Source organism: Comamonas sp. 7D-2 (genome assembly GCF_022749555.1).
Taxonomy (GTDB): Bacteria; Pseudomonadota; Gammaproteobacteria; order Burkholderiales; family Burkholderiaceae_C; genus Comamonas; species Comamonas thiooxydans.
This window is the reverse complement of the sequence record NZ_CP094238.1, coordinates 3,666,286-3,681,711: the sequence shown is the minus strand read 5'-3', so window position 1 is coordinate 3,681,711 and position 15,426 is coordinate 3,666,286. Positions and strand designations below refer to the sequence as shown.

12 protein-coding genes are annotated in these 15,426 nt (G+C 62.9%); 8 read left to right on the top strand and 4 right to left on the bottom strand.

Features of this window, described 5'->3' with window-relative positions:
• The first annotated feature begins 8 nt into the window (after positions 1-8).
• The 3 genes from phoU to phoR all read left to right on the top strand — a co-directional run bounded on the left by phoU (position 9) and on the right by phoR (position 2,888).
• Positions 9-710, top strand: a complete 702-nt coding sequence (gene phoU / locus MPZ60_RS16895; RefSeq protein WP_034358715.1) for a phosphate signaling complex protein PhoU — start codon at positions 9-11, stop codon at positions 708-710.
• An 18-nt stretch (positions 711-728) separates the two neighbouring features.
• Positions 729-1,424 (top strand): phosphate regulon transcriptional regulator PhoB, encoded by a 696-nt coding sequence (phoB, locus tag MPZ60_RS16890; protein ID WP_003053455.1) that lies wholly within the window; start codon positions 729-731, stop codon positions 1,422-1,424.
• 87 nt (positions 1,425-1,511) lie between these two features.
• Complete coding sequence (gene phoR / locus MPZ60_RS16885) at positions 1,512-2,888, top strand: phosphate regulon sensor histidine kinase PhoR (protein ID WP_034358714.1); 1,377 nt, start codon at positions 1,512-1,514, stop codon at positions 2,886-2,888.
• On the opposite strand, the gene MPZ60_RS16880 is transcribed toward phoR, so the two are convergent.
• The 3 genes from MPZ60_RS16880 to MPZ60_RS16870 form a co-directional block, all read right to left on the bottom strand.
• Complete coding sequence (locus MPZ60_RS16880; RefSeq protein ID WP_034358712.1) at positions 2,885-4,258, bottom strand: MATE family efflux transporter; 1,374 nt, start codon at positions 4,256-4,258, stop codon at positions 2,885-2,887. The genes phoR and MPZ60_RS16880 overlap by 4 nt on opposite strands.
• Positions 4,255-5,979, bottom strand: a complete 1,725-nt coding sequence (locus MPZ60_RS16875) for a hypothetical protein (RefSeq protein ID WP_034358710.1) — start codon at positions 5,977-5,979, stop codon at positions 4,255-4,257. Before MPZ60_RS16875 ends, MPZ60_RS16880 begins: the two co-directional genes overlap by 4 nt.
• A gap of 176 nt (positions 5,980-6,155) precedes the next feature.
• Positions 6,156-6,401 carry a type B 50S ribosomal protein L31 gene (locus MPZ60_RS16870; protein WP_003053459.1) on the bottom strand — a complete coding sequence of 82 codons (246 nt, stop codon included), beginning with the start codon at positions 6,399-6,401 and terminating at the stop codon, positions 6,156-6,158.
• 356 nt (positions 6,402-6,757) lie between these two features.
• Here MPZ60_RS16870 and MPZ60_RS16865 point away from each other — a divergent pair, with 356 nt between their 5' ends.
• The 5 genes from MPZ60_RS16865 (at position 6,758) to MPZ60_RS16845 (ending at position 13,910) form a co-directional block, all read left to right on the top strand.
• Entirely contained in the window at positions 6,758-8,461 is a 1,704-nt protein-coding gene (locus tag MPZ60_RS16865; RefSeq protein WP_242882039.1) for an alpha/beta hydrolase, read from the top strand.
• An 87-nt stretch (positions 8,462-8,548) separates the two neighbouring features.
• Positions 8,549-9,022 (top strand): phasin family protein, encoded by a 474-nt coding sequence (locus MPZ60_RS16860; protein WP_034358706.1) that lies wholly within the window; start codon positions 8,549-8,551, stop codon positions 9,020-9,022.
• A 183-nt stretch (positions 9,023-9,205) separates the two neighbouring features.
• Entirely contained in the window at positions 9,206-11,524 is a 2,319-nt protein-coding gene (locus MPZ60_RS16855) for a DUF3141 domain-containing protein (protein ID WP_034358704.1), read from the top strand.
• Complete coding sequence (locus MPZ60_RS16850; protein ID WP_080746227.1) at positions 11,521-12,642, top strand: bifunctional enoyl-CoA hydratase/phosphate acetyltransferase; 1,122 nt, start codon at positions 11,521-11,523, stop codon at positions 12,640-12,642. Before MPZ60_RS16855 ends, MPZ60_RS16850 begins: the two co-directional genes overlap by 4 nt.
• Positions 12,643-12,647: 5 nt before the next feature.
• Complete coding sequence (locus tag MPZ60_RS16845; protein WP_187771855.1) at positions 12,648-13,910, top strand: acetate/propionate family kinase; 1,263 nt, start codon at positions 12,648-12,650, stop codon at positions 13,908-13,910.
• 281 nt (positions 13,911-14,191) lie between these two features.
• Here MPZ60_RS16845 and MPZ60_RS16840 read toward each other — a convergent pair whose 3' ends face one another.
• Positions 14,192-15,319: an ABC transporter permease gene (locus MPZ60_RS16840; protein ID WP_034358702.1), complete on the bottom strand. Its 1,128-nt coding sequence runs from the start codon at positions 15,317-15,319 to the stop codon at positions 14,192-14,194.
• Between the last annotated feature and the right edge of the window lie 107 nt (positions 15,320-15,426).

Sequence of the window (15,426 nt, the reverse complement as noted above, 5' to 3'; positions counted from 1 at the left end):
ACTTAAAAATGACAGAAAAACATTTGTCCACGCAGTTCGACTCCGAACTCAATCGTGTCTCGGCACGCGTCATGGAGCTGGGCGGTCTGGTCGAGTCGCAGATCAGCAATGCCGTCTACGCACTGACCAGCTTCAGCACCGAAGCGGTTGAGCAGGTCATCAGAACCGAGCAGCGCGTCAACGCCATGGAGGTCGAGATCGACCATGAGCTGTCGTCCATCATTGCGCGCCGCCAACCCACGGCCCGCGACCTGCGCCTGCTGATCGCCTTCTCCAAGGCCACGGCCAATCTGGAGCGCATGGGCGACGAAGCCTGCAAGATGGCCCGCATGGTCAAGTCCATCATCGAAAGCGGCGCTGCCCGTTCGCTGCCCAGCGGCGAGTTGCGCATGGCTGCACAGATGGCTTCCGAGCTGCTGCGCAAGACCCTGGATGCTTTCGCCCGACTGGACACCAAGGCGGCAGTGGCCATCTTGCGCGAAGACGACCTGATCGACGAAGAGTTCGACGGCTTTGTGCGCAAGCTCATCACCTACATGATGGAAGATCCGCGCACCATCTCCGCCAGCCTGGACCTGCTGTTCCTGGCCAAGGCCATCGAGCGTATCGGCGACCACTCCAAGAATGTGGCCGAGCTGATCATCTACCTGGTCGAAGGCAAGGATGTGCGCCATCAGACCATGGCTGAAATCGAATCTGCGGTGTTGTAAGACGGAGGCTACTCAGGGATGAAGAAGATGCCCATGGTCCTCATCGTGGAGGACGAACCTGCGATTGCAGAGTTGATCGCGGTCAATTTGAGGCATAACGGCTTCCAGCCCGTCTGGGCGGAAGACGGTGTTTCGGCGCAGCGCGAGCTTGATGCCGTGCTGCCCGACGTGATTTTGCTCGACTGGATGCTGCCCGGGGCCAGCGGTCTGTCTCTGGCTCGCAAATGGCGTGCCGACAGCCGCACCAAGGCCGTGCCCATTCTCATGCTGACGGCGCGTGGCGACGAGCCCGACAAGGTGGCGGGACTGGATGCCGGTGCGGATGACTACATCACCAAGCCTTTCTCCACCCAGGAGCTGCTGGCCCGCATTCGTGCCGTGCTGCGCCGCCGTGCGCCTGAACAGGTGCAGGACAAGGTCAGCATTGGCGAGCTGGTGCTGGATGCCGCGGCTCACCGCGTAAGCTGGCAGGGCGATCTGCTCAAGATCGGACCTACCGAGTTCAAGCTGCTCAACTATCTGATGAAGCACCCCGAGCGCGTGCACAGCCGTGCGCAGTTGCTCGACAAGGTCTGGGGCGATCATGTCTTCATTGAAGAGCGTACCGTGGACGTGCACGTCAAGCGCTTGCGAGAATCGCTGGGCGTGGCGGGTGTTCTGATTGAGACCGTGCGCGGTGCGGGCTACCGTTTCAGCGCCCAGGCCATGGCCTGACAGCATTTCCCCCCGAACCTCGGCCCGGCCTGGCTGGGTCGTCAAAAATCACAACTGAAAGCAAATATGGGGTGGCGTGGTTTTCGATTGTTGGCTTCTCAGGTCGCGGCAGCCGTGGTGGTATGGCTGCTGTGGGCCTATCTGGTTGCACCCGGTGCGACGGTGCTGCAGCAATGCGTGGCGGCCATGACGGGCGCCTTGATCGGCGGCTGGATATGGTGGCTGGTGGACAGCTGGAATGGCGCGCGGCTGCTGCACTGGCTGCGCCAGTCGGAGCTGGGCGCGGTGCCCAATCTGGCAGGGATCTGGGGCGAGGCCAGCGTGCGCATGCGCCGCTGGATTCGCCAGAGCGTGCAGCAGGTGCAGCAGGGCGACCAGCGGCTCAATGACATTCTGTCTGCCTTGCAGGCCAGTCCCAATGGTGTGGTGCTGCTCGATGCACAGGGCCGCATCGAATGGTGCAATCAGATTTCCGCCAAGCAGTTCGGCTTTGACGCCGAGCGCGATGTGCTGCAAAGCATCGGTAATCTGGTGCGAGATCCTCAGTTCAGTGCCTATTTTGCGGCGCAGGACTTCAGCCATGATCTGGTCATGCAGGGGCGCGAAAGCACACCTTCGCGGCCGGTCAAGCTGTCGGTGCAGCTCTACGGCTACGGTGAAGGGCGCAAGCTGCTGCTGGCGCGCGATGTGACGGCGCTGGAGCAGGCCGAGGCCATGCGCCGCGACTTCGTGGCCAATGTCTCGCACGAAATCCGCACGCCTCTGACCGTGCTGGCCGGTTTTGTCGAGACCCTGCAGAACCTGCCGCTCGAGGAAGACGAGCGCAGGCGCTATCTGGAGCTGATGGCCCAGCAGGCCGAGCGCATGCAGCATCTGGTGGAAGACTTGCTGACCTTGTCGCGCCTGGAGGGAAGCCCGCTGCCCAGCAACAATGACTGGGTGTCGGTGGCGCAGTTGCTCAATCGCTGTGAGAACGAGGCTCGCGGCCTGTCCAATGCCTTGACGCGCAAGCAGGCCAAACCCCATGTGCTGAACTTTCCTGATGAGCAGGCGCTGCGGCAGGCTGGAGATCTGGCAGGTGCAAGCGCAGAACTGCACAGTGCGTTTTCCAATCTGCTGGCCAATGCCATGCGCTACACGCCGGCCGGCGGGCAGATTGATGTGCGCTGGCAACTGCTGCCCGATGGATCAGCCCGCTTTGCCGTCAAGGACTCCGGCCCAGGCATCGATGAAAAGCATGTGTCGCGCCTGACGGAGCGCTTTTATCGCGTGGATCGCAGCCGCTCACGCGATACGGGTGGCACCGGCCTGGGGCTGGCCATCGTCAAGCATGTGCTGCAGCGGCATGGCGCCAGGCTCAGTATTGAGAGTGAGCTGGGCAAGGGTTCGGAATTCGCCGTCACCTTCCCGCCCAGCCGAGTGCGGGCGGCTGCAGAAGTGCCCGCCAAGGCACTTTCTCATTAGGAGGCCCTGGGCTGGGCCTGCGGCTTTGGTGGTCGTATGGCTCTGTGCAAAATGCTGCTGAAGGCCATGGCCGTGACAAACAGGGCTGCCGCGCTGCAAACCCAGAAGGGCATGGGCGTGGCTTGCCAGTCCAGCCAGCCTTCGGCTGCTTGCCATCGGTAGGTCAGCCAGTAGCCAAGGCCCAGGCCGCCGCCCCATAGCAGCAGGCAATAGATCACCAGAGGCGCCACGGTCACGCGATAGCAACGCAGCACGAAAATGCAATAGGTCTGCACGCAGTCCGCCACGTGGTAGGCCGCCACGCAGATCAGCAGCCAGGATGTCATTGCCAGCACCCGCGGGGAGTCGGTGTAGATGTCTGCAATCCAGGTGCGAGTGATCAAGAGCGTAGCTGCTGTCGCAATACCGATGAGCAGGGCAAGTTTGAAACACTGTTGAATCAGCGTCCTGGCCTGGGCTTCATCACCGGCGCCGCGCCAGTAGCTGACGCGGGCGCTGGTGGCGATGGCCAGAGACAGCGGCACCATATAGCAGATGGCGGCCAGATTGGCGGCGATCTGGTGGCTGGCGGACGAGAGCGAGCCCTGCCTTGCCACATACAGGGCCATGAGGGTGAAGGAGGTGACTTCCACCAGAATGGCCAGGCCTGCAGGAACACCCAGGCGGCAGAAATGGCCAAGTTGCCGCCAGTCAGGGCGCTCCAGCTTCTGCCAAAGCGCCAGCGGAGCATAGAAATCCTGAGTGCGCATCAGCCACAGAGCCACGGCAAACATGGTGTAGTTGACCAGCAGCGTGGCCAGTGCGCAGCCCACTGCTCCGAGGGGAGCAAGACCCAGCCCGCCAAAGGTGAACCAGATGGACAAGGGGATCTTGATCAGCAGCGAGATGAGTTGCAGCCAGGTGACCAGCTTGGGGTGGCCTAGCGCCTGGTTGAGCGCGCTGTAGATACGAAACAGCAGCGCCGGAGGCAAGCCCCAGGCCAGTACGGCGAGATAGCGCTTGACCTCCAGTTGCAGCACATCGGGCACGCCCGTCCAGTGCAGCAGTGCACCGGGCATGAGCAGCACCGCCATGCCGAGCACGCAGGCCATGGCGCACAGATACATGGACTGACGCAGCGATTGACCTATGGCCAGGGGCTGACCAGCGCCGCGCTGCTCGGACCACAAGGGCAGAAGAGCCTGAAAAATGCCCATCAGCGAGGCATAGACGCTGATGAAAATGGCCGACCCTACGGAGTGGGCGGCCACGGCATCGTTGGAATAGCGGCTGGCCACGATGGTGTCGGTGGTGCCAAAGGCCATGACGGCCAGCTGCCCGGCCAGCACGGTGCCCGCATGCCGTCCTATGTACTGCAATTCGCCCTTCATGGGGCTTTGGGGTCGGTGTACTTGAGCAGTACCAGGACTTCCTTTTGGCCTGCCAGACGGGTGATGCGGCTGACCTCGCTCCAGCCCTGGCGCAGCTTGCGATTGTGATCGCCCGCCCAGCGGTCTGCGTCGACCAGCGCCCAGCCGCAGTCGCCTGGATTGCTGCGACGCAATAGCGCCGTATCCACATGGGTGTAGTAGCGCACGGCCGCAATCTGCGAACGGCCCAGGCCGTAGGTCAGCACGCAGCTTGTGGCGCCGTTCTGCCTGAGTTCGCCGCCCAGCTGTGTCATCTGGAATTCATAGCTGCGAGCATGATCCAGCGGCTCCATCCAGAGTGTGGACAGCAAAACCCAGCTCAGTGTGGCGCCGCCGGCCGGGAGCACCAGGCTCTTCCAGATGGCTGCACGATTGCGCGAGGTGCGCCAGACCACCAGTACAAACCAGCCGGCCGTGGCGATCAGCGCCACGATGACGGTGAGCCAGGAGATGCTGGCCTCGAACTGCGGAGCCAGACGCGCAATATTGGCGGCGATCTTGGGCGGGAATCCGGTCTGAAACGCCAGCCAGACCACCCAGATGGCAATCGCGGATGCCGTAAAGAACAGCAGCGTGAACCAGTCGATCAGCGCGCTGATGCTGCGGCGGAATGTGGGCAGGGCGAAGGCGGCCAGGGTGGCAATGGCGGGAAGTCCCAGCAGCAGCGCACGATCGGCCGGGGTGCTGCTCAGGCAGGCAGCCACAGGGACTGTGGCAAACAGCAGGGCGATGGACAGATGTGGGTTGTGGCCGGGGCGTGCAATCTGGCGGCGCCAGACCCACAGTGTCCACAAAGCCAGGGGCCAGGCGGGCCAGCAGAACCACAGCAGCAGTTGCAGCAGGGCATCCCAGTCCTTGAACGAGTCCACCAGATGCCAGACCCATTGATGCAAGGCCGTGGTCAGGCTGGCAGCGAGCACCGTGGCGGCCAGCCAGGCTGCGGCCCAGGTGCGGGCCTGACGGTGGGCGCGGCCGGGATTGTCGCCCCAGCTGCGCTGTGTGAAGGCGATCACGCTGCCGCCCAGTCCGAACAGTACGGAAAGAGTGGGGGCGCCGCTCAGGGCCAATCCCAGCAGGCCGCATAGCAGTGCCGCGGCTGACTTCCTGGGGTGATAGGCCATGGCCGCTGCTGCAAAAAACAGCAGCGCCGTGCAGCCCAGCTGCGTGACATAGCTGGTGGTTTCATGCGAGAGCTGGGCCAGGCCCAGGCAGGCAACCAGGGCCAGCAAAGCCGCATCGGCCATGGCGCGGGCATAGTCGATCAGTTGGGCTTCCCCGCCAAAGGCAAAGGCCACGGGCTGCGCCCCGGGGGTGCGTGCAAGGTAATAGGCTCCCCACCAGGTGGCGCCAAGGGTCACGATCAGCAAGGCGATGAAGGGCAGGCGCGCCGCCATCTCGGCGCCAAGCAGCCACTCGAAACCCTGCAAGGACAAGGCACCCAGCCAGTAGGGCAGCAGACCGTCCATGCTGGGAGCCAGGCCCGAGAGCTTGGGGGCCAGCCAGTCGGTCTTGCCCAGCGCCAGCTCGCGCATATAGCCAAAGGCCTCCATATCGTTGGAGCGCCAGGGGCCACGCATGACAAAGCCGGGAATTACATAGGCCAGGCACAGCAAAAGCAGGGCCCAGCGCGGCAGGCGGCGTACAGCGCTTTGGGCAACGATGGCAGGTGTGGGCTGGTTCACGCAATCAATCCAGTAGCGGCTGTGCGAATTTGCACGGCCAGATCAGGCGAAAGCGCTTGAAGTCAAAGCGCTTGGTGCTCCGATGATAGGAGCATTGGGATTCCGTGGGGCGGCACCCAAAAAAAGAAAAAGGCAGCACGGTTGCCCGGGCTGCCTTTTCAGCAAAAAAGTAAGAATTACTTCTTGCCGAAGCGGTTGCGGAACTTCTCCACGCGACCACCCATGTTGTCCACCGACTTTTGCGTGCCAGTGTAGAAGGGGTGCGATTCAGAAGTGGTATCCAGCTTGAACAGAGGGTACTCTTTACCTTCGAAGTTTTCGGTTTCCTTGGTGGAAACGCAAGAACGTGTCACGAACTTGAAGCCGTTGGACATGTCAACGAACAGAACTTCGCGGTAATTGGGGTGAATGCCTTCTTTCATGATCTTTCCTTTGGTCAAGTGCGGGAGCCGCACCAGCCTGTCCGGTGTACTTTCCGCATAAAAGCTCTCCATTATTGCACACAATGAGAAAACACCACCACATGCGTCCGCAGGCGGTGGTGTGCGGTCAGCTTGCAAACCATGGCCGATAGCTTCGGTGGCAGGCCTGATCCAGGCAAGGCTGCAGAGTTCTTCTAGCTGCAGCAGCCCGGTGCTTGGAGCCGGCTTGCGCATGCCGGAGCGCTTCCGGCTGCGGGAGCTTGATGTGGCTCAACTCCCGGCAGGTCGTGACTATGCAACAACTTCTGCAGCGCATAAGATGTTGCGTTATTGCCATGCAGCAAAAAGGGGCCGCTATGGTTGACCGCGAGGCCGAAGCTCAGTTCAGTTCCAGCCAGCAGCTTGATCAAGCTGTGCGTGCGATGTGGGCGCAGCAGTGGCTGTCGGTTTCCCCCGAGTCCCAATGGCAGGCCTGGATGGATTGGACCGGCAATCTCGCCATCAGCCCAGGAAAGCGTCTGGATCTGGCAAGGCTGGCGCTGGAGGAATGGGTCAGGCTTTGCTATGGCGGGCCGCAGACGCAGGAGGCGGAGCGTCTCTTTCAGGCTCCTGAATGGAGGCAATGGCCGTTCACGGTCATGAGTGCAGGATTTGTCGCCCAGCAACGCTGGTGGCAGGCTGCCACTCAAGGCGTTCCAGGTGTTGAAAAACATCACGAGCGTCTGGTCGGGTTCTGGAGCAGGCAGTGGCTGGAGATGCTTTCGCCAGCGAACTTTTTTGCCACCAACCCGATAGTTCTGGAACGTACCGCCAAAGAGGGCGGGGCGAATCTGGTGCGTGGCTTCCAGTACCTGATGGAGGATGTGCATGCGCAGCTCGCAAACAAGCCGCCTGCAGGTTGCGAGGGGTTTCAGGTGGGGCGCGATGTGGCCGTCACCGCTGGCAAGGTGGTGCTGCGCAACCAGCTGATGGAGCTGATCCAGTACGCGCCGACAACCGACAAGGTCCATCCCGAGCCGGTATTGATCATGCCGGCCTGGATCATGAAGTACTACATCCTGGATCTTTCACTACACAATTCGCTGATCAAGTATCTGGTCGATCAGGGACATACGGTGTTCTGCGTCTCCTGGAAGAACCCCGATGCCGGAGATCGAGATCTGGGCATGGACGACTATGTCGAGCTGGGCTGGCGTGCTGCGCTGGATGCCGTCACGGCCATCGTCCCGGGGCAGAAGGTGCATGCCGCAGGCTATTGTCTGGGCGGAACCTTGCTGGCCATTGCGGCAGCCGCGATGGCGCGCGATGGAGACGAGCGTCTGGCATCGATGACCTTGCTGGCGGCGCAGACCGATTTCACCGAACCCGGCGAGCTGGCGCTGTTCATCGACGAAGCGCAGATCAGCCTGCTTGAGGCCCAGATGGCCCAGCAAGGCTATCTGCGCGCCGATCAGATGGCGGGCGCGTTCCTGATGCTGCGCTCTCATGATCTGCTGTGGTCGCGCATGGTCAATCAATACCTGCTGGGCGAGCGGGCACCGATGAGCGATCTCATGGCCTGGAATGCCGACGCCACGCGCATGCCAGCCAGGATGCACTCGCAATACCTGCGCCGTCTGTTTCTGAATAACGATCTCAGCGAAAGCCGCTATCCGGTCGATGGCAAGCCGGTCTCGCTCCTCAATCTGCAAGTGCCCATCTTCTGTGTGGGAACGCTCACCGATCATGTGGCGCCTTGGCAATCGGTATTCAAGCTGCACCACCACACTGCGGCAGAAATCACCTTTGTGCTGACGAGTGGCGGCCACAACGCCGGCATCGTCAGCGAGCCCGGCCATCCGCGACGCCGCTACCAGTTGCTCACGCGGTCTGTCGGTGCGCAGGACGTTGTCGCCCATCAGTGGCAGCAAGAGGCCGAGCAGCGCCAGGGCTCCTGGTGGCCGGCATGGGACGAGTGGCTCAAAAACAGATCCGGCACACCGATAGCTCCGCCGCGCATGGGCGGCACGAGCGGCGGGCCCTTGTATGACGCTCCGGGCCAGTACGTGCTCGGGCATTGAGTTTTCAAAAGCCGTCTGGTCACGGTGATATGCCGGACGGTCCGCCAGCCTCTCGATAGGCACCACCATCACCATAGGGAGAACGATATGAGCATTCAAGCGACCCCCCTGAATCTGTTCAAGGCCAATGCCGAGCTGCAACTGCGCATCGCTCAGCTTATGCGTGAAAGTGGCCATCGCTGGCTGGCAGCCGCGCAGCAGACCAGTGCTGCAGGCATCAGTGAAACCACGGCGGAGCTGCAAAGCCTGCTGCGTGCCGAAGACTGGCAATCACTGGCCAGCCTGCCCGCCGAGGCTTTCATGCGCAGGCTCGAAGACCGCATGAGCGATGCCAAGAGCGCCAGCGATATCGCGATCAAGAACCAGCAGGCTTTTGCCAGCGGTCTGCAGCAGGCCCTGGAGGCCTGGCAAAAATCTGTGGCCGAGGCCCTGCGTGCCGACGGCGCGCCCAATCTGCCCGCTTTGCCACTGCAGGACATCTTCAAGCAATGGCTGTCTGCCTGGACGCCGGCCACTCAGGACCCCGCTCAGGCCAAGAGCGGCAAAGCAGCGCAGAAGTAGGCAATCGGCTGGCGCAGCTTCAGCCCAAGATGGCGACGCTGCCGCCTGCGGGCCGGCTGGTCAGCTGGCTCTCCATTGCAAAAAATCCGATATTTTCGGCGTTTTGTGGCGATCCATAAAACGCTGGATGCTATTGTTTTTGAATCTTCTTGAGACAGAAGATTGTGACTTCGGGAGCACGACATGAGCAAACCCAGCGGGGCCGGTCCGTCGACCAACGGGCCTGTTGATCCTTTTGCATGGTGGCGGGCCGCCGGGGCCTATGCGGTGGATGCCGCTCAACGTGCGGTGCTGTATGCCGACATCGAGCGGCAGGTGGGCGACCAGTACCGGACCCAGCGTGAGGCCAGGATGCCGAACGTGCTGCATTTCCCCGCGGAACTCGTGATGTCGGGGCTGGACCTTCCAAGACCTGTCAACTATGGTCTGGTGCGCATTCAGGCGTCCGAAGACCGGCCTGCCGACCCCGCCAAGCGTCCGTTCGTCGTGATAGATCCACGCGCCGGGCATGGCCCGGGCATAGGTGGCTTCAAGCCCCACAGCGAGATCGGTGCTGCGCTGGAGGCTGGCCACCCTTGCTACTTCGTCGGTTTTCTGCCTGATCCCGTACCTGGTCAGACGGTGGAAGATGTGATGCGTGCCGAGGCAGCGTTCATGCGTCGCGTGGCCGAGCTTCACCCCGAGAGTGAGGGCAAGCCGGCGGTCATCGGCAACTGCCAGGCGGGCTGGCAGATCCTGATGACTGCCGCTGTCTGGCCCGAGCTGTTCGGGCCCATCATTGTTGCCGGAGCGCCCCTGTCGTACTGGGCTGGCGACAATCCCATGCGTTATTCGGGCGGGCTCCTCGGGGGCAGCTGGATGACGGCTCTTGCCAGCGATCTGGGTAACGGCCGCTTCGACGGCGCCCATCTGGTGCAGAACTTCGAGCAGCTCGATCCGGCCAACACGCTGTGGAGCAAGCAGTACAAGGTCTATGCGAATGCCGACACCGAAGCCGAGCGCTATATAGACTTCGAGAAATACTGGGGTGGCTATGTCTTCCTCAACGATGTGGAGATGCAGTACATCGTCGACAATCTGTTCATAGGCAACAGGCTGTCGACGGCCCAGTTGCTGACATCGGACGGGGTGCGCATCGATCTGCGCAATATCCGCTCGCCCATCCTCGTGTTCTGCTCCTATGGCGACAACATCACGCCGCCGGCCCAGGCTCTGGGCTGGATCACCGATTTGTACGCCAGCGACGACGACGTGCGCGCTCATGACCAGACCATCATCTTCAGCACGCACGACAGCATCGGTCATCTGGGCATCTTTGTTTCGGGCGCCGTCGGCAGCAAGCAGCACCGCAAGTTCGCCAGTGCCATCGAGCAGATCAATCTGCTGCCGGCAGGCATCTATCGCGCCAGCGTTGACGATGCCACGAAGCAGGAGCAAAAGCTGCTCCATGATCCCTATCTGCTGAGCATCCGTGCCAGCGGCATCGATGAAGTGCGCGATATCGTCAGGCCCGATCCGGAGTCCGATCGCCGTTTCGACGCAGCGGCCCGCGTATCCGACATCAACCTGGCTCTGTATCGCAGCATATGGCAACCCTGGGTGCGTGCGCTGAGCACTTCCCAATCGGCACACTGGTTGCAGACCTTGCATCCCATGCGCCTGCAATTCGAGGCCTGGAGCAGCCAGCACCCGCTGGCTTGTTTGATACGCAGCAGCGCCGAATACATACGCGAACATCGCCAGCCCGTGGATGAGGCCAATCCCTGGCTGCACATGCAGCAGCGGTGCTCGGCCGCACTGGATCGCGCTCTCGATGATTTCCGCGACCGGCGCGACCACATCTACGCCCTGTGGTTCGACATGCTCTATGGCTTGCCGCTCATGCAGGCGCTGGCTGGGCATGCCTATGGCGAGAGCGCACCAGTGCGCCAGCATCCTGGCTCCACCCCCGAGCATCTGGCGCTGATGGCGGCCAGGCAGCAACAGATCGAGAGCAGCGTGGATCAAGGGGGCGTGCTCGAAGCCACGCTGCGCGGCTTGCTGAGCGTGCTGTCCCGGCGTCGCGCTGTGGACGAGCGCTACTACCACCTGGCTGCGCAATTGCTGGAGCAGCAAGCACCTGGGCGCTGGAGTCTGGCCGAGCTGCGAGCCGCCATCCGCGAGCAGACCCTGGTGATGAGGCAATGCGGCAGCGCCGCCATCGAAGCCATTCCCGGCTTGCTGAAGAACACGCCTGCCGACACCATCCGCAGGGCCGGCGAAGCCATCACCCAGATGGCAGCCATCGATAAGGAGCCCGGCGCCGAGGAGGATGCCGTGAGACATGCCTTGCAGCAGGTGCAGGCCTTGTTCGAGCAGGCCGCACTGGCGCAGCAGCCCCGGATCCAGGAGCCTCTGGAGCTGGCGCCGGCTCCGGTGCAGACTCCTGCAGCTCCCCGGCGGGCTGCGGCTGCTGTGCGACGTAAACCGGCCGCACCACGCGGCAAGAAAGGAGTGCGATGAGTCAACCGAGCCCAGACATGACGCTGCAGCCGTTTGAGGGCATAAACGTCGGCGACAGCCTGCGCGTCACCGTCGCCTCCCGTGACGCGAGCACGCTGACGCTGCTCTGCGCCCACGATGCGCAGCCCCGGCAGCCAGCCTCGCAGCAAGCGGTTTCCATGCCATCAGGCGGCGCAGCGCAGCCGCTTGACGTTACCTCACATCACGGCCTGACCCGGCTGCTGGCGGCTGTCAAGGAACTGCCGCCGGTTCGCGTGGGGGTCGTCCATCCCTGCGATGCCACCAGCCTGTCCGCCGCGCTTGATGCGCATCGGCTGGGGCTGATCGAGCCGGTCCTGATCGCTCCGCGCGCCAGGCTCGAAGCGATTGCGCTGGCGCAGGGGTTCGAGCTGCAGGGCCTGCGCATCGAGGACGTGCCGCACAGTCATGCAGCCGCCGAGCGTGGTGCCAGACTTGCCACCAGCGGCGAAGTCGAGGCACTGATGAAAGGCAGTCTGCACACCGACGAGCTGATGGCGGCTGTTGTTGCCGGCAGTGCCGGGTTGCGCACCAAGAGGCGTGTCAGCCATTGCTTTGTGTTGCAGACGGCCAGCTACCCACGCCCCTTCATCGTCACCGACGCGGCCATCAACCTGGCCCCCGATCTGTTGCAGAAGGCCGATATCGCGCGCAATGCCATCGAGCTGGCACAGGTTCTGGGTGTGGCAAGGCCCAAGCTCGCCATCCTCGCCGCCGTCGAGACGGTCAACCCCAACATGCCTGCGACACTGGATGCTGCTGCATTGTGCAAGATGGCCGACCGGGGCCAGATCACCGGAGGCGTGCTGGACGGACCGCTGGCTTTCGACAATGCAGTCTCCATCGAGGCCGCGCGTACCAAGGGCATCACCTCTCCAGTGGCCGGTCAGGCCGACATCCTGCTGGTGCCCGATCTGGAAAGCGGCAACATGCTGGCCAAGCAGCTCATGTACCTGGGCGGCGCAGCCAGCGCAGGCATCGTGCTTGGCGCCAAGGTGCCCATCGTGCTGACCAGCCGCGCGGACTCGCGCGAATCCCGCATTGCATCCTGTGCGATTGCGCTGCTGCTCGCACATCACTACCGGCAGACGCCGCCCTGAAATACATGGCCGATGGCACCGGACTGGCAAGTGCAGCAGTCTCGGTCACGTCGGCAGACAAAGGCCCTGGCATGAGCAATTCCGTCATCATCGTTTTGAACTGCGGCTCGTCGAGCATCAAGTTCGCCGTATTCGAGGCAGCAAGTCCCCTGCCGCGCAAACCCCTGTGGAACGGCAAGGTGCAGGGAATTGGCGGGCCTGCCCCCGACTTCGGCGAAACCGGCGTCCAGCCCTTTGCCATTGAACTGGACACAGAGCATCCGTATCGCGATGCGCTGCGCATCATCCGCGAGCGCATCACGGCTCGGCTCGAGGGCCGGCCCGTGGCGGCGATCGCCCATCGGGTGGTGCATGGCGGCAGCAAGTATTTCGAGTCCACGCGCATCGATGCAAGCGTGTTGCGAGACCTGCGCAGCTATGTGCCGCTGGCACCGCTGCATCAGCCGTTTGCGCTGGAGGCCATTGAGATCCTGTTGCGTGAGCGGCCCGACATCGTGCAGATTGCCTGCTTTGATACCGGCTTTCATCACAGCCTGCCCAAGGTCGAGCAGATCCTGCCACTACCCTACGAATGGTGGCAGCGCGGCGTTCGCCGCTATGGCTTTCACGGACTCTCGTATGCCTATATGGCGACCGCGCTGGCCGAGCGTCATGGCGACAGGGCCAGGGGCCGCACCATCGTCGCCCATCTGGGCAGCGGCGCCAGTCTGTGCGGCATGCAGCAGCTGCAAAGCGTGGCGACCACCATGGGCTTCTCGGCCCTGGATGGATTGATGATGGGCACCCGCACCGGGGCGTTGGACCCCGGGGCCGTGCTCTATCTGATGGAGATCGAGAAGCTGACGCTTCAGGAGGTCGGGCGTCTGCTCTATCACGACTCGGGGCTGCTGGGCGTGTCGGGCATCTCGTCCGAGCCGCGCGTGATCCTGCGCCATGTCCGGGATTCAGGTGAGGCTGGCGAGCGGGCGCGCACCGCGCTGGACCTCTTTGTACGTCGCATCGTGCGCGAGATCGGTTCTCTGGTCGCTGCGCTGGGCGGGCTGGACATGCTGGTGTTCACGGCGGGCATTGGCGAGCACAGCGAGGAGATTCGCGCCCGCGTCTGCGCCGGTCTGGCATGGCTGGGCCTTGGGCTGGATGAGCAGGCCAATGCAGCCCATGCACCGCTCATTTCATCTGCAGACAGCCGGGTACTGGTGGGGGTTGAGCCCACGAATGAGGAGTGGGTGGCCGCCCGCGATACGGTGCGAATTCTCGCGGATTCATAGTCTTTTTGACGCGCATCGAGTGGCGGCAGGGCTTGAAGGCGCCATGCCGATATTCATGGCGGCACAGTGCTGAGGCTGGACGGTTGTGCGCCGGCTTCGCTCTCTTGCGCCGGACACTGCCTGGCCGCATCGATGCTCGCCTGGATGGCCGAGCGTGCCTGAGGGCTGTTCTTCCAGCAGCTGGAGCCGGTGAGGGCCGAGGCCTTGAGGTTGGAAGGAAAAAACTTTCAGCAGAAACCGGCAATACGCCCTCCATGGTTGCTGCGGCGCCCGGCCAGAACTCAGGCCATGCTCGACAAGGTTTTTCTGAACCGCATCAGCGACAGCCAGAACAGCACTGCGCCGATTCCCGCCAGCCACACAAAGGGCTTCCATACGGTTTCTATGCCGGCGCCGCGATACAGAATCGCCTGACCCAGCTCCACAAAGTGCGTGGTGGGTGCGAACAGCATCACATCCTGCACCAGCTGGGGCATGGATTCGCGGGGTGTCATGCCGCCAGACAGCAATTGCAGCGGCAGCAGCGTCAACACCATCAGCAGGCCGAACTGCGGCATGCTGCGCGCAACAGTGGCCAGAAAGATGCCCATGGCCGTGGTTGCGAACAGGCACAGGGCCGAGCCTGCCATGAACAGCAGCAGACTGCCTTCGATGGGCACCTTGAGCGCGCCGCGCACGACCAGATTGAGCGAGACACCTGCCGCCAGCAGCACCACGGCTCCCATGGACCAGACCTTGGCCAGCATGATCTCGGTAGGCGTCACGGGCATGACCAGCAGATGCTCGATGGTGCCGTGCTCGCGCTCGCGGATCAGCGCCGCGCCCGTGAGGATGATGGAGAGCATGGTGACGTTGTTGATGATCTGCATCAGTCCGCCGAACCAGATCTTGTTCAGCCCGGGGTTGAAGCGGGCGCGCAGCTCCAGGTCCACGGGCAGTGCGCTGGCTCCCCGGTGGCGCTGCACGAACTCGTTGACTTCGGCCAGCACGATCTGCTGCACGTATCCGCTGCCGGAGAACGCCTGGCTCATGCGCGTGGCATCCACGTTCAGCTGCAGCTCGGCCTTTCTGCCGGCCAGCACATCGCGCTGGAAGTTGGGAGGAATGGTCAGCGAGAAAGTGAAGTCGCCTGCATCCAGCCCGGGATCCACATGGCTGAAATCCACCATCTGTGGCGGCATGAACTGAGGCGGGTAGAACGCCGAGCTGATGCGTGCGGACAGCGGCGACTGGTCTTCGTCGACGATGGCAATCGGCGCCTTGTGCAGCGTATCGGGCATGGCCGTGGCCGCGGTGTACACCGAGGCCGTGAAGGTGTAGACGATGAGCACCAGCATCACCGGGTCGCGCCACAGACTCCACAGTTCCTTGACGCCCAGGCGCCAGATATTTTTCAGGCTATGCAACATCGTAAAAGTCCAAGGTGTGCCGTGAAGCAGAAGACGCTCTGAACAAGCGCAGGCCCAACGCAGGGACACCGAGCCAGGGCCGCCCCGCAGCGAAGGTGTCGTCCCCC